At 38.6% G+C, this 21,415-nt stretch carries 21 protein-coding genes; 8 read left to right on the top strand and 13 right to left on the bottom strand.

The window, feature by feature from the left end:
• Together KNQ05_RS15360 and KNQ05_RS15355 are read right to left on the bottom strand one after the other, a co-directional pair.
• A partial coding sequence (locus KNQ05_RS15360; RefSeq protein WP_215192936.1) for a heavy metal translocating P-type ATPase occupies positions 1-992 on the bottom strand: 992 nt, incomplete at its 3' end.
• 344 nt (positions 993-1,336) lie between these two features.
• Positions 1,337-1,672 (bottom strand): ArsR/SmtB family transcription factor, encoded by a 336-nt coding sequence (locus KNQ05_RS15355; protein ID WP_251132535.1) that lies wholly within the window; start codon positions 1,670-1,672, stop codon positions 1,337-1,339.
• 149 nt (positions 1,673-1,821) lie between these two features.
• On the opposite strand from KNQ05_RS15355, the gene KNQ05_RS15350 reads away from it, so the two are divergent.
• The gene (locus tag KNQ05_RS15350) at positions 1,822-2,367 is read left to right on the top strand and encodes a copper resistance CopC family protein (protein WP_214806029.1); all 546 of its coding nucleotides are present in this window, start codon (positions 1,822-1,824) and stop codon (positions 2,365-2,367) included.
• On the top strand, positions 2,364-3,461 hold the full coding sequence (locus KNQ05_RS15345) for a copper resistance D family protein (RefSeq protein ID WP_214806026.1): 1,098 nt from the start codon (positions 2,364-2,366) through the stop codon (positions 3,459-3,461). Before KNQ05_RS15350 ends, KNQ05_RS15345 begins: the two co-directional genes overlap by 4 nt.
• 272 nt (positions 3,462-3,733) lie before the next feature.
• Here KNQ05_RS15345 and KNQ05_RS15340 read toward each other — a convergent pair whose 3' ends face one another.
• From KNQ05_RS15340 to KNQ05_RS15325, 4 genes are all read right to left on the bottom strand, one after another.
• Complete coding sequence (locus tag KNQ05_RS15340; RefSeq protein WP_214806024.1) at positions 3,734-4,159, bottom strand: disulfide oxidoreductase; 426 nt, start codon at positions 4,157-4,159, stop codon at positions 3,734-3,736.
• Positions 4,152-4,832 (bottom strand): DsbA family protein, encoded by a 681-nt coding sequence (locus KNQ05_RS15335; protein ID WP_214806020.1) that lies wholly within the window; start codon positions 4,830-4,832, stop codon positions 4,152-4,154. The genes KNQ05_RS15340 and KNQ05_RS15335 overlap by 8 nt, the downstream gene beginning before the upstream one ends.
• 97 nt (positions 4,833-4,929) lie before the next feature.
• Complete coding sequence (locus tag KNQ05_RS15330) at positions 4,930-5,841, bottom strand: cation diffusion facilitator family transporter (RefSeq protein WP_214806017.1); 912 nt, start codon at positions 5,839-5,841, stop codon at positions 4,930-4,932.
• Positions 5,842-6,408: 567 nt separating this feature from the next.
• A complete protein-coding gene (locus KNQ05_RS15325) occupies positions 6,409-8,415 on the bottom strand; it encodes a heavy metal translocating P-type ATPase (RefSeq protein WP_214730018.1) in 2,007 nt (668 codons plus the stop codon).
• A gap of 433 nt (positions 8,416-8,848) precedes the next feature.
• On the opposite strand from KNQ05_RS15325, the gene KNQ05_RS15320 reads away from it, so the two are divergent.
• Complete coding sequence (locus KNQ05_RS15320; RefSeq protein ID WP_353048699.1) at positions 8,849-9,352, top strand: PCYCGC motif-containing (lipo)protein; 504 nt, start codon at positions 8,849-8,851, stop codon at positions 9,350-9,352.
• Between the two features lie 37 nt (positions 9,353-9,389).
• Here KNQ05_RS15320 and KNQ05_RS15315 read toward each other — a convergent pair whose 3' ends face one another.
• From KNQ05_RS15315 to KNQ05_RS15305, 3 genes are all read right to left on the bottom strand, one after another.
• Entirely contained in the window at positions 9,390-10,070 is a 681-nt protein-coding gene (locus KNQ05_RS15315) for a response regulator transcription factor (RefSeq protein ID WP_050678842.1), read from the bottom strand.
• A gap of 319 nt (positions 10,071-10,389) precedes the next feature.
• On the bottom strand, positions 10,390-10,716 hold the full coding sequence (locus KNQ05_RS15310; protein ID WP_071908772.1) for a four-helix bundle copper-binding protein: 327 nt from the start codon (positions 10,714-10,716) through the stop codon (positions 10,390-10,392).
• Positions 10,717-10,807: 91 nt separating this feature from the next.
• The gene (locus KNQ05_RS15305) at positions 10,808-12,322 is read right to left on the bottom strand and encodes a multicopper oxidase family protein (protein WP_082202603.1); all 1,515 of its coding nucleotides are present in this window, start codon (positions 12,320-12,322) and stop codon (positions 10,808-10,810) included.
• A 187-nt stretch (positions 12,323-12,509) separates the two neighbouring features.
• On the opposite strand from KNQ05_RS15305, the gene KNQ05_RS15300 reads away from it, so the two are divergent.
• On the top strand, positions 12,510-13,082 hold the full coding sequence (locus tag KNQ05_RS15300; RefSeq protein WP_029343434.1) for a YdhK family protein: 573 nt from the start codon (positions 12,510-12,512) through the stop codon (positions 13,080-13,082).
• A gap of 60 nt (positions 13,083-13,142) precedes the next feature.
• On the opposite strand, the gene KNQ05_RS15295 is transcribed toward KNQ05_RS15300, so the two are convergent.
• The 4 genes from KNQ05_RS15295 to KNQ05_RS15280 are packed head-to-tail and all read right to left on the bottom strand — an operon-like array spanning position 13,143 to position 16,722.
• Positions 13,143-13,814 (bottom strand): response regulator transcription factor, encoded by a 672-nt coding sequence (locus tag KNQ05_RS15295; RefSeq protein ID WP_029343435.1) that lies wholly within the window; start codon positions 13,812-13,814, stop codon positions 13,143-13,145.
• Positions 13,811-15,127 carry a sensor histidine kinase gene (locus KNQ05_RS15290; protein WP_050678843.1) on the bottom strand — a complete coding sequence of 439 codons (1,317 nt, stop codon included), beginning with the start codon at positions 15,125-15,127 and terminating at the stop codon, positions 13,811-13,813. The genes KNQ05_RS15295 and KNQ05_RS15290 overlap by 4 nt, the downstream gene beginning before the upstream one ends.
• A 52-nt stretch (positions 15,128-15,179) precedes the next feature.
• On the bottom strand, positions 15,180-15,986 hold the full coding sequence (locus tag KNQ05_RS15285) for a hypothetical protein (RefSeq protein ID WP_050678844.1): 807 nt from the start codon (positions 15,984-15,986) through the stop codon (positions 15,180-15,182).
• Between the two features lie 37 nt (positions 15,987-16,023).
• On the bottom strand, positions 16,024-16,722 hold the full coding sequence (locus KNQ05_RS15280) for a cytochrome c biogenesis CcdA family protein (protein WP_034786404.1): 699 nt from the start codon (positions 16,720-16,722) through the stop codon (positions 16,024-16,026).
• A gap of 230 nt (positions 16,723-16,952) precedes the next feature.
• Here KNQ05_RS15280 and KNQ05_RS15275 point away from each other — a divergent pair, with 230 nt between their 5' ends.
• The 4 genes from KNQ05_RS15275 to KNQ05_RS15260 all read left to right on the top strand — a co-directional run bounded on the left by KNQ05_RS15275 (position 16,953) and on the right by KNQ05_RS15260 (position 21,122).
• Positions 16,953-17,672 (top strand): peptidoglycan DD-metalloendopeptidase family protein, encoded by a 720-nt coding sequence (locus KNQ05_RS15275; protein WP_029343438.1) that lies wholly within the window; start codon positions 16,953-16,955, stop codon positions 17,670-17,672.
• Positions 17,673-17,855: 183 nt separating this feature from the next.
• Positions 17,856-18,431 carry a recombinase family protein gene (locus KNQ05_RS15270; protein WP_017474137.1) on the top strand — a complete coding sequence of 192 codons (576 nt, stop codon included), beginning with the start codon at positions 17,856-17,858 and terminating at the stop codon, positions 18,429-18,431.
• A 200-nt stretch (positions 18,432-18,631) separates the two neighbouring features.
• Entirely contained in the window at positions 18,632-19,000 is a 369-nt protein-coding gene (locus KNQ05_RS15265; RefSeq protein ID WP_017474136.1) for an ArsR/SmtB family transcription factor, read from the top strand.
• Positions 18,993-21,122, top strand: a complete 2,130-nt coding sequence (locus KNQ05_RS15260) for a heavy metal translocating P-type ATPase (RefSeq protein ID WP_214806014.1) — start codon at positions 18,993-18,995, stop codon at positions 21,120-21,122. Before KNQ05_RS15265 ends, KNQ05_RS15260 begins: the two co-directional genes overlap by 8 nt.
• Positions 21,123-21,415 lie beyond the last annotated feature (293 nt).

Genomic DNA, 21,415 nt, shown 5'->3' with positions numbered 1-21,415 from the left:
ATGTCGAACGAACGATCCATGTTGAGCGTTCCGGCAAATACGTGATCGCCTTCCTTCTTATCGACAGGAATCGATTCGCCCGTGATCGGCGCTTGATTGATGGTCGTCGTCCCTTTCAAGATCATTCCGTCCAGCGCAACCTGATCACCTGGTCGAATCCGAATCTTCTCTCCGATCCGCACCGCTTCCACTGATTTCCGGATAACGCCCTCTGCTGTCAGCACGAATGCTTCCTTCGGAGAAAGTTCGATGAGTTTCTGAATTGAATTCCGCGTCCGGGCAAGTGAATGATTCTGGAGTAGGTTCCCGATGGCAAAGAGGAAGACGACAGTCGCCCCTTCGAGCCATTCACCAATGAGTGCTGCACCGATGGCCGCCACACTCATCAACACGTTCATGTCGAGCGATCGGGCGCGAACCGCATAAAATGCGCTCCGGAAAGCTTTCCATCCACTTAGGATCAATGCGATTCCGAACAGCGCGTTCGGTAGATACATAACCTCTATGGTTTGCAGGAGTAGCCCTAATCCAATCAGAATACCGGATAAGACCAATGATATCCCTTCAAATGAGCGTGTCGAAGGTTCGGAAGGCTCTTCTCCCTTGACGTGTCCATCAAAGCCAATCTTATTTAGCTCAATTTTCACCTGTTGTGCATCAAGATGATGTTCGATCTCCATTTCTCCACGTGCAAAAGATACCGTGACAGTCTGCACATCATTTATTTTTTGGAAATGCTGCTCAATCGTTTTAGCACAACTACTACAATCCATCCCCGAAACCGCATACGTCTGAACATGTTTTTCCTCTTTATTTGGAACAATAAGTTGAAATCCTAACTTCTTCACCTCGTTTTGAAGCCGACGATCATCCAGTGCTGATTCGCTCTCAATTTTCAAGCGGGCCGCACCGTAGTTGACGGACACTTTCTGGTACTCCGCTATCGTCACTAATCCCTTCTCAAGAGTCACTGCACAGGATGGACAATCCATCCCTTCTATTCGGTAGGTATGAGTTGTATGATCAGGCTGAATCAAATCCGAGGAAGCATTACCCGAAGAACAACAGGTATCTGTTTCTGATTTTTTTGCCTCTGTCTTTGACATCGTGCTACAGCAAGTATCCTCTTCCTTAGGAAGGGAAGATTCGGTTTGTATGCTCGTACCGGCTATCTCGGATGTCGATTTCGAACAGCAACTCGACTGTATATCCTTTGTTTGGAGTCGATCGTCTTCGTTCGAGGCGCAGCACGTTGTTGTGATTGATGCAGAAACAGCCTTTGGTTCACTTGCTTCTCTTTTTTTTGTAGAGCCGTTGTTACAACAGGAGCTGCCCATTATTCCGCCCCCTCGATGTGATGTTCACAACAAGCTGATTCCTGTCCGATTTCGAGCGTCAGTGTCCCGAATAGTCGTAACAGTTCCCTGACTGTCTCGTTGCGTAGGGAGTAGTAGCCATACTTTCCCTGCGTCCGTTTTTGAATCAATCCGCATCCTTTTAGACAAGCTAGATGCTGTGAAACGTTGGACTGATTCCCTTGGACCGCCTCGACGATTTCTGTCACGGTCTTTTCACCATCATAGATACACTCTAGGATTTGAAGTCGTGTTTTATTAGAAAAACCATGAACGACCCTCACCTTCAAGTCCAATGGTTCCAGTAATTGTTCCAAAATGTTCACTCCTTTTTCATACTCGTTTTCATTAATATGTTATCATCATATTAGCATTTCCTAATGTAAGCGTCAAAAAAATCTTGAGGTGTCTGTTTTTATCCCTTATGATTTTGACCGTACATAACAAACATAAAGGAGTTGAAAAGATGCTTCGAGTAAATTACCTATTGTTACTGCTATCAGGAATGCTCTTGTGGTGTCCCGTACAAGTCTCGGCTCACACTGGGCTCGAATCTTCCACACCCCGGGCAGATGAGACTGTTCTTCCTACAAAAACCATCACGTTGAACTTCGAGACGAACATCGAAGCTGGTGGAAGTATTCAAGTATTTGATTCCACGTCTTCGGATGCACTGAAGGGTACTTTCACACAAGAAAGGCGACGTATGACGTTCCAGCTCGATCGAGAACTGACATCTGGTCGGTATCGCGTCCAATGGAAGATCATCGGTACAGATGGACATCCTATCGAAGGAACCTATCTGTTCAATATCGAAACCCAAACGACCACGAGCGAAACGAGCGATCAGCCGAAGCCCATCCAACAGAAAGACGTCGATGCGGAAACCGTGAAGACGACAACGTCCACCGCTGAAGAGACTGATTTCTTTCCATTTCTAATCGCCGGTGGATTATTTATCATGCTACTGTTCTTCTTTTATCAGATTGTTTTGAAGGGGCGAACAAAATGACTTTGCTCTATATTTTAGGAGATACATTGCTGTACGCCTGTTTTGCACTGTTGATCGGTCATTTCTCGTTACAGCTCATTCCTCCCACTTATCGACCTGATGTAGCGTTCCCGATAAGATGGATACGACTTCTCATCCTATTAATTCCTGTTTTCTTTTCATTGTCGGTCATACGTATCGTGCTTTATTTGCAAGAAGACATCGGACTGTGGTTGACTCTGCGGTCCGTTCTGCTCACATTCGAAGCTGGAAATGCCTTAATCTTGATGACAATCTGTTGCATATTACTTTTTCTGGTCGTCAGGAATACGTCACTCCATTCGGGACGCTTAAAGTTTGCCCTTTTTTTGTTGCTTGCCATGGTTGGTACACTCGCATGGTCCGGACACGCCTCCAGCATCACAGGTGCAGAAGGATTACTCGTACATACCGCTCATGCTTTGTCTGTCTTCATTTGGACTGGCGGTTTACTCGTATTAGGTTATTCCAACGCATCGAATCCCCGTTGGGACAACGTGTTGGAATGGTTCAGACCGCTCGTAACACTATGCTTTTTGATTATCCTCGGATCCGGCATCTATTTGATGTCCGTCGTCGTGAAAGTAGACGACTATCCGAATTCTTGGATTTTACCGTATGGTCAAGCCTTACTATGGAAACATGTCTTAATTCTCCCTGTGCTGATCATCGGTTTCATGAATGGGAAATGGAGTTATGCCTCTTCCAAACAAACGCTTAAAGTCAAACAGATGAGAATGCGCATGGAAGGTACACTGATTCTCTTCATCTTCGCAGCAACTGCGTTGCTCGGTCAGCAAGAGCCACCTCACTCCGTAGAGGATACACTCAAATCAAGTGGGGCCGGACAGCTGTCTGCTTTCGTCTTCCCTAATCTACGCTTTGAATATTCAAACATCGAGTTTGAACCAGGAATGACATCCGTCTTGTTCCTAGTGATCGGTCTTCTTTTCGGGGGATTGGTAGTATTCCTTATTAGAAAAACGAATGAATCGATCAAAACACTTTTTTTAGGATTAGGAATGTCTGTTTCCTTATTTTTAGCTTTCTTGTATAGTATTTCTTTGACGTTTTGATTAAAAAATTCACTTTAGTATCTTCTTGATCAAGAGTTTTAACGATATACAATCTTCCAGTCGTATAAAAAAGACAATGTCTCATTTCGAAAGTGAAATGAGACATTGTCTTTTTTATATAATCGATTTTCTTTTCCTTATCCCGTCGATTCAATCAGGAATAAGCTATAAATTAAAAAAGAAACTTTTATGTTTTCCCTCCTTATGTTCTAGTCGTACTCATGACATGAAGAAAATCGCTAAATGAGATGAAGTGACTCTCTCTTATTAACTTAATTTTTTTTAAACGCTTGTCGAACTCCAATCATAATCAGCGTAATTAGCAAAAATGCTGTCAGGGCAAGGAAGGGAATCGTTATGAAACCTAACCAATTAATATATTGTACGTTGCAAGGGACACCTTGAAGACATGGCTTGACCTCAGCAAATCCTGGAATCTTTTGAACCATGTAGTGGTAGACAGAAATACTTCCCCCGATAAGGCTAAGTGGTAATACATATCGAACCACACCTGAATCATTATTGAATACGGCAATGCCCAGGATGATACTGAGCGGATACATGAAAATACGTTGTGACCAACAGAGCTCACAAGGTACGAATCCACGAATCTCACTAAAGTACAGGCTACCGAGTGTGGCAGCGAGTGCTATGATCCACGCTATATACATACCATAACGTCGCACCTGTTCATTCATCGGCCGTTACCTGTTCTTCAATCACACGGGAAATCGTATCGTAATCAAACGGGTCATCGAGTTTAATACCATTGATCACGATCGTAGGTGTCAACTCGACACCGTGTTCTTTCACGAGTGCATCGTCCTTCGACACTTCATCAAGGATGTCCGCATTATTTCTTAAATCAGATGTGAGTTGTTCTTGATTAATGTCTGGTACTGATTTTGCAGCGATTCTTAACAGGGATTCTTCAGTCACCCATGGGTCATCATGCTGTTCGACTCTCGGTTGTGCATCATAAATCGCCTTATGGAATGTCCAAAATGCCTTCTTGTCTTGGCGATAAACAGATTCTGATGCCTTAGCGGCCAAAATCGATTCTTCCCCATGGAATAAAACATTGATATAGCTGAACTGTACCTTACCAGTGTCAATGAACTCCTTTTTCAACTTCGGATAAACCGTTTCCCCCCATTGTTTACAAGACGGACATTTATAATCTCCGAACTCGACGATTGAAACAGGTGCAGCGTTTTCTCCTTGTGTCGGTTGACCTTCTATTTTTACCGTATCATTTAGGACTGTACTCTTTTTTTCTTGAACAGCATTGTTCTTGATCAAAAACATTGAAATAACTATTAAAAACACGATCAGCAACGTTACAACAACTAAAACCTTCTTTTGTTTCATAACATGATTCGACCCTCCCACTTTCTGAAGTTAATCAGAAAAGGGAAAGGTCAACACCTCCTTCTATTCGATTAAAGTATTTTACAACGTTCATTTATCAATGAGCGTGGCTCTCATGTGCCGCATGCGAGCATTCATCGATACCTGTACACTCGATTTGAATCGTAAGATCTTGTAAATCAAACTGGTCATGAATCAACGTACGGGCCTGTCTAAGTACACCCTTTCGTGCTTCATCCGATTTAACTACTAAATGGCAACTTAGTACATGATAATCAGATGTGATGGACCATAGACGAAAGTCATGTACTTCTTCCACTTCTTCAATGGCAAGTAGCGCACTTTTGATTTCACTGGCGTTTAAATTGAATGGGACACCTTCCATCAAAATATGCCATGAATCCTTTGTTACACGCAAACCACTGATAAATACAAGAATCGCGACTACTAAGCTCGCAATCGGATCGGCTATCGTCCAACCGAAGAATATTATCAGCACTGCCGCAATAATGGCACCGATTGAGCCAAGCAGATCTCCGATCACATGTAAAAAGGCACTTCTGACGTTCAAATTTTCGTCTTTGTCCGCCCGCATGAGGATGAATGCGACAACAATATTAACTAGTAAGCCGATAGTTGAAATGATCAGCATACCTGAGCTTAAAACTACAGGAGGTTCAAGCAGACGTCGATATGCTTCGTAGAAGATATAGAGTGCAATAGCAATCAGGGTGATTCCGTTCAAGAAGGCCGCTAAAATTTCAAAACGCTTGTATCCGAATGTCTTGTGATCCGTAGCCTTTCGTTGTCCAAACATTAATGCTGTTAAACTAAGCCCAAGTGCAGCAGCATCACTTAGCATATGCCCAGCATCTGAAAGTAACGCTAGACTATTGGTCCAAATCCCTCCAATAACTTCAATAATCATAAATAAAAAGATTAGCATGAAAGACCACTTCAGTGCCTTTATATTTATGTTGTTATGACTATGATTATGGTCGTGCGCCAACAGAATCTCCTCCTTTAAATTTTAATTTCTAAGATAAATATAGCACAATGGGCACTATATTCAAATGAACATTTGAATATAGTGCCCTCGAATTTTGTTGCTGTCTAAAATAATCTTTGGAGTGACAACATGGTCGGAGAACTAGCACGTACTACTTTATTGGCTTTAAAGAAGCATTCGTTATTATTTTTTATACGTTCATCCGATTCGATTTACGAAGATTTGAAAATACGAACTGAAACGTACAAAAAATTAGAAGGGTCACGGACGAACGGAGGCAGACCTCAAAAAAACGGACAGCGTATCAGGACGCTGGCTTACTGTGTTCGCAATCGAAAAGCTTTTTTGAGAGGAGAAAGACTAGGAGCAATCTAAAAGTCGGCTTACAGTCCCTTCCATCACACAGAACGTTACAGCTCTGTTTTATGTTCTCTATATGGACATAATCATATATTCTAATAAAATTAAAATCGCGTGTAAAAAGTCTTCGAATACTCATAGACTTTTTACACGCGATTAAATCCAGTGCTTGGCTACTAATAAGTTCTGAAATCACTTCAAATGATTTCATATTTTTAACGTTCTAGCATTTACAGCAACAATGACGGTGCTAAGACTCATTAGTACTGCCCCAATGGCTGGGGATAAGATCACACCATAGGGAGCTAGAACGCCGGCTGCTAGTGGTATTGTTATAATATTATAACCAGCTGCCCACCATAGGTTTTGAATCATTTTGTTATAAGTGCTTCGGGAAAGTTCAAGGATAGAGAGAACATCTTTCGGATTACTTCTGACCAGTACGATATCAGCGGTTTCGACTGCCACGTCGGTTCCACTACCAATCGCAATCCCTACGTCAGCTTGTGCCAGTGCGGGTGCATCATTAATGCCATCACCCACCATGGCTACTTTCCTACCTTCCAATTGAATGTTCTTTACTTGTCTTGATTTATCATCAGGTAAAACTTCTGCATGAACTTCGTCAATACCCAACTGTTTGGCAACCCAATGTGCAACCTTTTTATTGTCACCAGTGAGCATGATTGAATTTATGCCTTTATTTTTAAGAGCAGTCACAGTCTCTTTCGCTTCTTCTCTTACTAAATCAGCAAGTGCAATCATTCCTAGTAATTGCTTGTTTTTCAATACAAATATGACAGTCTTTCCTTCTTCAGATAATTTTTCAAAAGCGAGCTCATCAACCGTTATTTTTTCTTGACGAATATATCGAGGACTCACTACACGAATTAACGTACCCTCTACTTTCCCTTCCAATCCGACTCCTGTAATAGACATAAAATCTTCAATCGATGGAAGTGATAGTTGTAGCTCTTCTGCTCTTTTTACTACACCTTTAGCAAGAGGATGTTGTGATGAACGTTCGACTCCCGCTGCTAGACGAAGTAGTTCGTTTGAGGAAATTTCATCAACCGGCATCAAATCCGTCACACCAAAATTACCTTGCGTCAAAGTACCTGTCTTATCAAAAATAATGGCGTCTAATTTCCGTGCCTCTTCAAACTGCGTCCTATTTCGAATCAATAAACCTTTCTTAGCAGACAGCGCCGTCGAGACAGAGACGACCAATGGCGCTGCAAGTCCTAGTGCATGGGGACACGAAATAACCATGACAGTCACCATACGTTCGATAGCAATGCTGAGCGGATATCCTAATGCAAGCCAAATGATAAATGTCAACACACCGGCAAAAACAGCGACATAGAAGAGAATTTTTGCTGCACGATTCGCTAAATTTTGTGTTTTAGATTTAGATGCCTGCGCTTCGCTGACTAATTCGATCACTTTCGATAAATACGTGCCTTCACCTGTATTTTTCGTTTCAACAGTCAAGCTTCCTTCTTGATTAATGGAGCCAGCAATTACGTTGTCGTCCATTTTCTTTTCGATGGGAAGAGATTCACCTGTCAGCATCGATTCATCAACTGTTGTTGCTCCTTTTATTATCTTACCGTCAACTGGAACTTGCTCCCCAGGTTTGATCAGAATCACGTCACCAGTCTGTAATTCCGACACCGCAATATCTTCTATTTTTTCATCATCAATTCGATGCGCAATACTGGGTAACAATTTGACTAATTCTTGTAGCGCGTTAGACGCGCCCATGATTGACTTCATTTCAATCCAATGTCCTAAAAGCATAATATCTATGAGCGTTGCTAACTCCCAGAAAAAGTCATGTCCCTCTCCTAGACCTAAGATGATGCCCACACTATAAAAGTATGCAACACTAATCGCTAAAGCGATCAACATCATCATCCCCGGATTTTTTTGTTTCATTTCGTCTAAGCTACCTTTTAAGAACGGCCATCCACCGTAGAAGTAGACAATTGTGGATAGCAAAAGCAAAACAACGTCGTCATATGGAAAGCTAATGTTGATACCCGACCATTCTTGAATCATTTTGGAAAGTAGCAGGATTGGAATGGTCAACATTAACGATACGAGAAATCTTTTCTTGAAGTCTCCGATCATTCCTTCATGTTCATGATGTGAAGCACTCATTTGTTGGTCTTCATGATGAGTATGTTCGTGATGGATATGGTGATCCATAAGAAAACCTCCTCTTACGTACTATATACCTGTATGGTGTATATAGAGAGATCATGACTATATAGAGTTACATCTCGTTTTTACTTCCAGTTAAACTTATATATATAAATATAAAATGTATTTTGACACACTAAAAAATAAAAAATATCATACAAGTATAGGATATTTTTTAAAAAAATGAGACCATTTGTTTGAATAGGACTATTTAGCGCCAAAATCACAAGTACTGAAACTTTAAAAAGAATTAAAGGACAAGTTCGAGGTAGACATCAAATGATTGATGACAATTCATGAATTAACTGAACTAATGAAGACTATGGTCAAATGAACGAATAGGTACTATCGTGAGCAGACAAATGAGCTAATACAAAAAACGCAATTAAAAATCTTTGTTTTATGCACCTACAAAATTATCTCTAAGGAGAATCCAATCGTGAAACTTAACATACTCTTAAAAAGCGTAAGTCTTATTAGCCTATCCCTGATTGCGGTCGGCTGTGCTCAATCCCCGATGAAGTCTTCTACTCCCAATCATTCAAAGGAGGTAGATCATGCGAAACATATGAGCGGTGACAAGGTTGAAGAAACATCATCATCGTTGATACTTCCTACGTTTTTAAAAACTCAACCTGAAGATGTACGAAATGTTTATCAAGCTGTAGGGAAAAATCGTAAACTACTAGAGAAAATACCTTGCTATTGCGGTTGCGGTGAAACAGTCAATCATAAAAATAATTATGATTGCTTCATAGAAGAAAACGCGACGAATGGATCGGTGAAATGGACAAGTCACGGAACGACATGCAGCACCTGTCTCGAGATTGCTGTAAAGTCTATTTTGAAGCAACGGGACGGAGAATCGGTTAAAGATATTCGTTCTGCAATCGATTCTTCATATAAAGATGGATACTCGAAGCCGACACCGACTCCCTTATGATTTTTATGATGACACTTTTGCTCCTATAGTAAGAGTGTCATTTCGTTTCATTCTCACTCCAACGATATCCTCTCCCCCAAATTGTTTTCAGATGCCTATCGATCGGGTAATCTAACTCTCTTAACTTTTCTCTAATCATCTTAATATGAGAATCAACTGTCCTCGGATCCGATTCTGACGTATAAGACCAAACGAATTCATAAAGCTCTAGTCTGTTGAACAGCCTTCCAGGATGTTGAAGGAATAGTCGCAGTAATGCATGTGCTTTTGGTGTAAAGTCAATCGACTTGCCATCTAGTAAAATTAAATTGTTGCTCTCATCGAACGTAAGTCCGTGGTAGATAACGGGTTCTTTTGCTTTCCTTCTCATGACAGACCGAACTCTTGCTAAAAGTACGTCCCCGTTAAACGGCTTTGTGACATAATCTGTAGCTCCAGCATCTAGTCCTTTGACGATGGATTCAGCATCATTTAGAGCCGTTATCATGATGATAGGGACTTCCGGGTGAGAATCCGTTATTTTCTTACATACTTCGAATCCATCGTACATTGGCATCATTACATCCAATAAAATCAAATCGAAGGTTTCTTTTTTCACTTTCTCTAAAGCTTCGATCCCATCATTCGCCATACTACATTCATATCCTATTGGTTCTAGATAGAGTCTTAATAATTGCCTCATTCTTATTTCATCATCAACAATTAATATTTTATCCATCCTAGTCACCACCTCTTACATTAAAATTTTTTAATAATAAATGATTGTTAGTCTATTTCCTCATAAATTTCACGAACTTTCTCTATAATCAATTCAACCTATAGAATGGAGTTGATTTTCATGAAAGTGTTTATGAAGAGTTTGATCGTTATCCTCTATGTATCCTTCTTTTCTCTCACCATACTACTGGTCTATAAGGGTTATGAACTTTTTCATAACTAAGTATCTTAGTGCTTATAAATGAAAGAGCATCAGCTTTTTAGCTCATACCTTTTTCGGCATGGCGACATAGATGCTCCTTCATTTTTTACACTTCGCTTTAAGCAATTAATTTACGACAGACTTTTGCACATTCATTACAGGCCTCAGCGCACTTTTTACAATGATCATGATCATGTTTCGAACATTCGTCGGCACATCTTTCACAAATTTCAACACAGCTTCTTGCAAGAACATCAATATTGCTGCTGTTTCGAGAAATAGCTTGTACTAAAAGACTACAAATTTCAGAACAATCTCTGTCTAGACGTATACACTCTGCCATCGAAGAAACATGATGTTCACTCAAACACGCATCAAAGCATTCATTACAAGTCACTATACAGTTGTGTAGGGCACCTAAGATTTCTTGTTGTCCAGTATTCATTCTAAAATACCTCCATTTTCCGTCTTTTTTGACTTACACAAAGCCTATTTCCTTAGTTTGTGAAAAAAAGATGAAAACATTCACCTATTTTTTAGTCCACTTTCAACTGACCCATCATTCCGTTCTCTTCATGTTCAAGGATATGGCAATGGTACATGAATACCCCTTTTTCCTTGAAAGTCATCTGAATCTTAACTCGTTCATCTGGTTTTATAGCGATAGTGTCTTTTAGACCTGCTTCTTGATTATCCAGTTTCTGTCCGTTTCGCTCTAATACTTTGAATTGGACTCCATGAATGTGGAAGGGATGAGTCATTCCACCCATCATGTCTTTTTTATTATAGACCTCCCAAATTTCGGTTTCTCCTTGTTTCGCTTTAATATCGATTCTCTTCTCATCAAACTTTTTCCCATTGATTTCAACATTTTTGCCCATCCCGAAAAGAGTTAACTTTTGATTCACTGTAGACAAGGTCTTTAGCGGCTTTTCATATCCACTTTTCGGCGCCAATGCACTTAGGTTCGTCCCTTGTTTATCCTTCAGCTTGAAGTTAACGACCCTTACTCCATTCGTCTCAAATGAAACAGTCTCACCAATTTTTCTTTTTGAAAAGTCTACCAATACCTCTATACGTTCGCCTGGACTTAATTCAATTTTCTTTACGTTTTTCGGTTTTGAGATGTAACCACCATCATCAGCAATTTTTTTAAAGGATGAACCGTCAGATAGCTTCACTACGTAGTTACGTGCATTGGAGCCATTTATCAATCTGACTCTAAGTTGCGAATATTTTACGTTGAAATATGGATTAATCGTACCGTTTACGAGGAGGGTATCGCCTAAAGCCCCATCTGTTTTTTCTACATCAGCATATCCAAGGACATTCCTGTTTTTAACTTTTCGATCTTGAAGAATTAATGGAATATCATTTTCACCATATTTTTGAGGTAGCATCGTCTCTTTAGTTTTTTCATCTTTTACGTACAACAATCCTGCTAACCCCTTGTATACTTGTTCAGCAGTTTTCCCCATTGGATGTGGATGAAACCACAATGTCGATTCATCTTGCTTCACTTTAAACTTTACTACCTTCGTTTCACCAGCTTTCACGACTTGATGTGGTCCGCCATCTACGGATGATGGTACAACAAGACCGTGCCAATGGAATGTAGTCGCTTCTGATAAGCGATTCACCGTACGGATTGTTACCATTTTTCCTTTTTTCAATTCCACTACAGGACCTAAATAATTTCCGTTATATCCTAGAGTTTCAGTTTTTTTACTATCTCGGAAGAACTGTGTCTCCCCTTGTTTAGCGACAATCGTGTATTGAATGGAATTCTTGGTTTCACGATCGGATTTTAGCATCTTAGGGATGTTCAATCGTCGCTCTTTTTCTTCAGTTGATTTTAAATCGACACTCGCGCCATGTCCCATACCTTCCATCATAGTCTGATTTGTAGTAGTGTTCCCTCCATTCATCATAGATTTCATGTGCTGTTTGTTATTTGGCATAGTACCTCGGATAAAAAGTAAATACGAACCGCCCACTATAATCATGAGAGTAAAGATACCGATAGTTGCGATTAACCATCTTTTCTTCACATGGATCATTCCCTTCAATTAATTATTATCTTTAACTTAAAGAATGATTGTGAAAAAAATATGTCTTTCCACCCATGAATTTTATAGTTTTTTTCAATGTGTTACTTTTCTGCTCTCTGCAATGTTTCTGCAAATTTATGTGATAGAGTCTATGGAAAGCATAAAAAAACAATTGGAGGTAATTTTTATGAAATTAAAGAAAAAGATTTTTATGACAACTATGGCTGCTTCGCTTTCTTTAGCACTCGCTGCGTGCGGAAGCAATGGTGATGATTCTAAATCAACAGGAAGCATGGATAAAAATATGGACGGTATGGATCATTCGACGATGGACATGTCTGGATCGAAAGAGGTTCCGAAAGGGCTCCAAGAGGCTAAAAACCCTAAATTTAAAGTAGGCGACATGGCGATGATCAAAGAAGCACATATGGAAGGCATGAAAGGGGCCGAGGCTAAAATTGTAGGAGCTTATGATACTACTGCTTATAGCATTTCTTATGACCCTACAAATGGCGGGAAACGCGTCACGAATCATAAATGGATTATTCAAGAAGAGATTGTAGATGCCAAGTCATCTCCTTATGAAGTAGGCGATGAAGTAAAAGTAGACGCGGATCATATGAAAGGAATGAAGGATGCTACGGCCACTATCGACTCAGCTAAGCAAACAACAGTGTATATGATTGATTTCGAATCGACTACAGGTGAAGAAGTGAAAAATCATAAATGGGTGACTGAAGACGAACTATCTGCAGAATAAACGATAAACAAGAGAGGAACGGTTTTTTAACCGTTCCTCTCTTGTCTTATTTCTCCTTATTTAAGGAACCCACTTGTAACCAATTCCCCATACTGTGCGAAAGTGTTCTTCAATAGGAAACTCGAGTTTCCTAAGTTTTTCTCTTAAGTTTCTTACATGAGAGTCGACCGTTCGTTCATCTGTCCACTCATTTGCTAACCATAAACTTGAGAGCAGTTCCTCTCTTGAATAGACACGTTCTGGATTTTTTAATAACTTAGCAAGTAATGAAAATTCCTTTGGCGTGACTTTGACTAAATGATTATCATAATACAGCTCATGGGCGTCTTCATTTAAGATTAGACCCGACGATTCGATTTTTGATCCTGAAGAAACTGTAGTTCGTCTGAAAATCGATTGAATTCTTGCCTTCAATTCCGCCTCGTCGAACGGTTTCACAATGTAATCATCTGCTCCCAGTTGTAATCCTTTTACGATTTCTTCTTTTCCGTCGAGTGCTGTCAATAAAATGATTGGTACATTCGAAACTTCCCTTATCCTTTGACAGGTCTCAAAACCATCCATTAAAGGCATCATCACATCCAATATGATTAAGTCAGGCTCATCTACATCAATCAAGTTCAATATCTCTCTTCCGCTGTTCAGCTTAATACAGGTATAACTGTCTTGCAGATAGAGTTCAATCAGTTCTAACATTCGATTCTCATCATCTACCAAAGCAATGGTTCTCATCCTGGAATCCCCCTCAAGTCAATGACAACTTTCAGCCCGTTTTCTACATTAATAGCTACGATGGTCCCTTTGTGCGCTTCAACTATTTCTTTCGTGATAGCCAAACCGAGCCCAGTACCTCCTGTTTCACGATTTCGTGAAGAATCTACTCGATAAAAACGATCAAAAAGATACGGGAGTGATTGCTCATCCACACCACCACCTTCATCCGTAACTTCAATAAAGTTTTCATCAAGTTTTAAAAATACGCGTTTGTTCGCATGTGTATATTTTAGCGCGTTATCCAGTAAATTTAAGAGAACCTGATCAAATCTAGCTTGGTCTATCTCTTTGTAGATGGGAGTTTTATTAATTTGAAGAATTAATTTCACTTGTTTCTCCTCAAATTTAAAAATTATTCTTTCACTGATTTTTTTTAAGAAATCATTCATCTCTGTGATCTGAGGATCTATTTGAAAATGTGGCTCTTCCAATCTAGCAAGTTCAAACAAATCCTCAATCAGTTCTTGAAGTCTTTCGGATTCCTCATAGATAATATCTCCAAATCTCGATTCGTCTTTTTTGAGGAGTCCTGCATATCCTTTGATGTAGGTAATCGGCGTACGCAATTCATGTGTGATTGAAGTCAGAAATTGCTTTCTTGTATTTTGAATGTGACGTAAATCAACAGATAACTTAGTGATCGCTCGTGCTAAATCTCCTACTTCGTCGCTTCTCTCAGCTTCTCTGATTTTCAGCACCTCGCCTTTACTTAACTTTACCGTTGCCTCTTTCATTGATAAAAGTGGCTTTATAATGATATAACTCAAAAAATAAACACTTACTAATAGAAAAAGTACTAACAAGAATAGAGAGAACACTACTTGTTGTTTCAATTCCCCCATCAAATGCTGTATATACTTCGTCGGCTCTAACATGATTATTTGACCGCCATCTTCAATATTACTCACCGTCACTAAAAATTTGCCCTCTCTCCAATTACCTTCTACGATTCCATCCTTTTTTTGAATCCAATCCGGGTTCAAAAATTGTTCAGCGTCGTTAGATGAATCGACGACTTGATTATTTTTGTCTAAGATAATCACATCAGTCATCGCCTTTTCCTCCATTAAAACAACGTGTTCAACTGTTTGCTTGTCGAAGTTAGTGGAAAGAACATCTCGATGACTATTGCCTCTCTCTTGAAGGCTCTCCAGTTCACTTTCTACTTGTTGATGCTCAAGAATGTTGTATACAATAGCAGATGAGAGAATGAAAATCATGAGAATCCCGAAAAAATAAAATAACGTTATTTTAAATGAAAGTTTATTCATAAAGTACCTTTCTCATTTAAGATGATTACATATAAAAACAAACTGTTGAGATTTAGAAAAGAAAGTATTCTTCATTTAGGCGATACACAAAAGAGCTTTTATCATTTGATTCTTTTAAAAGGACAATTCCTTGAATATTGCTCCACAAATAATTAGCGAAATCATAATCACTAAAAATAGCCTCACGAGTAGAATGCGTCATGAAACATTCTATTTTTGTAATCGTATACATTCCCTCCGAATCACGTTGATAATCGAAAGAAAAAGAACCCTTTATATTAAGCCTTTGAGCAATTATTGCTACGCACTCCTCTAAAATCGAGTTGGCAAACACCTCGTATGAAAGAACAGTATCTTGGTACCGTTCATACTCTTCTCTCATAAAACAGCAAATCACTTCACTAGATCGATAATCGACATATGCATCAATTTTCCCCACCTTTACACCTTCAGGCGCATTCTTTATCTGGTCAAAAGAATAAGTGAAAGTATTACCTTGAACCGAAAATGAATCATGAAGTACTGTTTTATCCCAGTCAAAGGATGTTATAAACGCTACGTTATTTTTTCTCATTTTCAACTTATGTTTTGATAACGTAGATGCTTCTTGTTCGCTTAAAGGGATAATCCAGCCTATTTCTTGAGAAGTACAATATTCAATCAGATTACTAATATACCCTTCTTCTGATTCTTTTTTTGAAAATGAATCAAAATATTTAAAATCAGGAAATAGCTTTCGAACCCATCCTTCTTTTGAAGAAATATGAATATCTATACTTACAGGTTTAAGTTGTTTTATGTTCTCCATCACTTTCCAGTTTTCCTCTACTCCCATTATCAGGACATTTTCACGAGACATTTACGATGCATCTCCTTTCGAAATAGAAAATAGAGCGTCAGAACCCTCTAAACCCTGTAAAATCAATCAATATTGTAGTTAGTTTCGTCAGACCATCGAAATACAATATGATACCTAATAAAATCATAAACCAGCCACCTATTTTCATAACCTTTGAAGAATAATTCATTAAGTATCTGGATTTCCCGACCAAAAACGACATCAAGAAAAATGGAATAGAAAAACCTAGTACATAAAAGAGCATATATAAAAATCCATTACTAGGATTCGTGGCGATCAAAGCAATAACTCCAGCGAGGATTGGTCCTGTACAAGGAGTCCATCCAGCAGCCGATCCGACTCCGACAATAAACGTTCCGATATAACCACGCTTTCTTTTTCCTAAGTTCATTCTTCGCTCTTTAAGTAAAAATATTGGGGTCCACAGACCAGTTAAAATAACACCGAATATGAATAAAATAAGTGCACCGCTCATCCGTAGAACATCTTTATACACTATAAAAAAATCAGCCAAATATGACGTTGAAAAACCCATCACTAAAAATACGCTCGAAAATCCAAGTAAGAAAACGAATGTATGGGGAACACCATTCCAGTTCCACTTTTTATTTTCTTTTAACTCTGTAACTGAAATTCCTGTAATGTAAGATAGAAAAACAGGATACAAAGCTAGGCAACATGGCGAGATAAAAGATAAAAACCCTGCTCCAAAAGCTAACAAAAAAGATAACTCCATCAAATTCCTCCCGAACTCTAAAAAATAAATCTTTTTTTAAGATGTATAAAAAAGAAATGTGTTTAATTTTAAACATAAAATCTGTTTGTGAAAAAACTATGCATTTTTTGATTAAATCTCGTATCAATTTTTGAAATGAATTTGATACACTTTTTTGTAATATAGTGATGCTATACTCCTTTTAACAAATCGTTTGTCACCGTATCTTTATCTTTAAAGGAGTACAACTAATGAAAAACAAGGTAATACTTATCGCTTCTAGCGTCTTACTCACAACAACTTTTTCAATGCATAGCCCAAAAGTTGAAGCAAGTAGTGCATATAAAGTAAAAGTAAAGACAGACAATCTCCGTGTTCGGACTGGTCCTTCTCTCAATTACAATATAGTCGGCGTGACTAACACTGGTCAGACTTTTTCTTATTTAGGAAAAAAAGGAGCTTGGACAAAAGTACTTTACAAAGGGAACACACGGTATATCTATAGTTCTTACCTAAAAAAATATAAGAGCCACGTTGCAAAAAAAATGACGTATAATGAGTCTCTTTTTGCTTCTCCTACTAAAGGGAGGCTGACCCAAGGATACGGAAAATCTAATGGCGCTTACGGTTATACATTCCATAATGGCGTTGATCTAGCTGCAACAAAAGGCACACCTGTCTATGCTTCTGCGAGTGGAAAAGTCACTACCTCTAAAAACAGCGGTGCATATGGTAAACACGTTATGATTTCACATAGTCTAAAGAATCAAAAATACGTAACCGTTTATGCTCATATGAATAGTCTTTCGGTAAAAAGTGGTCAGACAGTCTCTAAAGGTATGAAGATTGGAACAGTTGGGAATACAGGAAACTCGTTCGGAAATCATTTACACTTTGAGATTCATAAAAACAGTTATAAATACAGCAGTTATTCTGCAGCGAATAGTGTCAACCCATTGAACTATTTGTAACCTAAAAAAAGAAGAGAGGATGTCCTAAGACAGCATCTTTTCAGATCATAGAAAAACCCTCATTTCGACGTCGAAATGAGGGTTTTTCTATAATCTGAAGCGACTTCATCAAGTCATTTATTTTGAAGTGGATTGCTGTGATCTAGCGTCTCATAAGACTTGTCTCAAAAGTGAGGTGATATTTTGCGGAAAATTGGTTATGTACGTGTCAGTTCAACTAGTCAAAACCCTTCAAGACAATTTCAGCAGCTAAGCGAATTCGGAATGGATATTATATACGAAGAAAAAGTTTCTGGGGCAACGAAGGAACGTGAGCAACTTCAAAAAATGTTAGAGGACTTACAAGATGGTGACACCATTTATGTTACAGATTTAACTCGAATTACTCGTAGTACACAAGATTTATTTGAATTGATCGATTACATACGAAGGAAAAAAGCCAGCTTAAAATCACTCAAGGATACATGGCTAGATTTATCAGAGGATAATCCATACAGCCAATTCTTAATTACAGTAATGGCTGGTGTTAACCAGTTAGAGAGAGATCTTATCCGTATGCGTCAACGTGAAGGGATTGAGCTGGCTAAGAAAGAAGGAAAGTTTAAAGGTCGGATAAAGAAATATCATAAAAATCATGCGGGAATGAATTATGCAGTAAAGCTATATAAAGAAGGAAATATGACTGTAAATCAAATTTGTGAAATTACAAATGTGTCTAGGGCTTCATTATATAGAAAGCTATCGGAAGAGAACAAATAGTTCAGTCCTATTCCATTAATTGGCCAGATAATGTTATGTACTTAAAGTCTTATGCAGTTTGGTTATTTTGTTATTAGAATTGGGTACTCCAATTCTTTTTTTATGATTTTTTTTACTCATTCAAATAAACACTTGAATGAATTATTAAAAATGGTTATATTATATTCAAATAAACACTTGAATGATATTGGGGTGAGAATGTGATTAAGAAAGATACTTGTGAAATTTATTGTTATGACGAAGAAAAGGTCAATCGAATACAAGGTAATTTACAGACAGTAGATATTTCTAGTGTTGCCCAAATGTTAAAAGCTATTGCAGATGAAAATAGAGCAAAAATTACCTATGCTTTATGTCAAGATGACGAACTGTGTGTGTGTGATATAGCAAATATTATAGGTGTTACGGTTGCAAATGCCTCTCATCACCTGCGAACGCTCCATAAGCAAGGGATTGTTAAGTTTCGAAAAGAGGGAAAACTTGCATTTTATTCATTAGATGATGAGCATATCAGACAAATTATGATGATTGCATTGGCACATAAGAAAGAGGTGAAGATCAATGTCTAGTGGGAAAGCAAAACTGTCTGAAGAAGAAATGAAAGCCTATCGTGTTCAAGGATTTACTTGTACTAACTGTGCAGCCATTTTTGAAAATAATGTTAAAGAACTTCCCGGTGTTCAGGATGCGAAAGTAAATTTCGGAGCATCTAAAGTTTATGTTAAAGGGACGACAACCATTGAAGAATTAGAAAAAGCAGGAGCATTTGAAAATTTAAAAATTCGAGATGAAAAAGAACAAAGGGTAGAACGAGAACCTTTTTGGAAGCAGAAAGAAAACATTAAGGTATATATATCAGCTCTTTTACTTGTAGTTAGCTGGTTCTTAGGAGAGCAGTATGGTGAAGAGCATGTTCTACCGACAATTGGTTATGCAGCGTCCATTTTAATCGGTGGATATTCGTTATTCATTAAAGGTCTCAAAAATCTAAGCAGATTAAATTTCGATATGAATACGCTTATGACTATTGCAATTATAGGAGCTGCAATCATTGGTGAATGGGGTGAAGGGGCAACCGTTGTTATCCTATTTGCGATTAGTGAAGCATTAGAGCGTTATTCAATGGATAAAGCACGTCAATCTATTGAATCTTTAATGGATATTGCCCCAAAAGAAGCGTTAATTCGACGAGGCAATGAAGAAATGATGATTCATGTTGATGATATTCAAGTTGGAGACATCATGATTGTTAAGCCCGGTCAAAAGTTAGCAATGGATGGAATAGTGGTTAAAGGTACATCGACATTAAATCAGGCTGCGATTACAGGTGAAAGTGTTCTAGTAACGAAAACCACAAATGATGAAGTATTTGCAGGAACCTTGAATGAAGAAGGGTTACTTGAGGTTAAAGTAACAAAACGAGTTGAAGATACTACTCTTTCAAAAATCATTCACTTGGTAGAAGAAGCCCAAGCAGAACGGGCCCCTTCTCAAGCGTTTGTCGATAAATTTGCAAAATACTATACACCAGCTATTGTCATACTAGCTCTTTTAATTGCGGTAGTTCCACCATTATTTGGCGGAGACTGGAGCCAATGGATTTATCAAGGCTTAGCTGTATTAGTGGTTGGTTGTCCTTGTGCCTTAGTAGTCTCAACTCCAGTTGCTGTGGTTACAGCAATAGGAAATGCAGCGAAAAATGGTGTTTTAATTAAAGGTGGTATCCATTTAGAAGAAGCAGGACACTTAAAAGCGATAGCCTTTGATAAAACAGGAACATTAACCAAAGGGATTCCTGCTGTAACAGACATTGTGACATATGGTAGAAATGAAAATGAATTAATGACCATAACAGCAGCCATTGAAAAAGGATCACAGCACCCTCTTGCTTCAGCGATTATGCGAAAAGCAGAAGAAAATGGATTAAAATTCAACGAAGTAACAGTAGAGGATTTTCAATCCATTACAGGTAAAGGCGTTAAAGCCAAAATAAATAATGAAATGTATTATGTGGGAAGTCCAAATCTTTTTGAGGAATTACACGGAAGCATTTCAAGCGATAGGAAAGAAAAAATTGCCGATATGCAAACTCAAGGTAAAACGGTGATGGTGTTAGGAACAGAAAAAGAAATTCTTTCGTTTATTGCCGTAGCCGATGAAATGAGGGAATCGTCTAAAGAAGTTATCGGCAAGTTGAACAATATGGGAATCGAAACAGTGATGCTAACAGGCGATAACCAAAGAACGGCAACAGCCATCGGAAAACAAGTTGGTGTTTCGGATATTAAAGCTGACTTACTTCCAGAAGATAAGCTTAATTTTATTAAAGAACTTCGAGAAAAACATCAAAGTGTGGGGATGGTCGGAGATGGCGTGAATGATGCTCCAGCCCTTGCGGCATCTACCGTTGGTGTAGCAATGGGTGGTGCTGGAACTGATACAGCTTTAGAAACGGCTGACATCGCCTTAATGTCTGATGATTTGAGTAAATTGCCATATACAATAAAATTAAGCCGTAAGGCTTTAGCAATCATCAAGCAAAACATTACCTTCTCTTTGGCGATTAAATTAGTGGCATTACTTTTGGTCATGCCCGGTTGGTTAACACTTTGGATAGCTATATTTGCTGATATGGGAGCAACTTTACTTGTAACATTAAACAGTTTACGCTTATTGAAAATCAAAGAATAGGTTCTAAAATGGGCGTCAACTATCGGGTGCGATCATTGAAAACAATGTTATGCTTCAAAAGGGATATTAACAGGAAATATACAACTAAAGGACGCTTTAACTGAGCAACGGAAAAAGCCAAATTTCTCAATTGATGTTGAGAAATTTGGCTTTTTAGTATGGGAATTTCCTTAGCATTGTAAATCCGCATTTTCCTGACGCTACCCCTTATAGAACCACTCTCCCCAACTACCAAGTTGGAGTAAAGGTGGGACGATCATCAGCAACAATGCACCTAGGAAGACGAACGGTGT

It is taken from the genome of Exiguobacterium sp. s125 (assembly GCF_018618605.1).
Lineage (GTDB): Bacteria > Bacillota > Bacilli > Exiguobacteriales > Exiguobacteriaceae > Exiguobacterium_A > Exiguobacterium_A oxidotolerans.
Note: the sequence above shows the minus strand (reverse complement) of the source record. Positions and strands in the feature narration are given on the sequence as shown.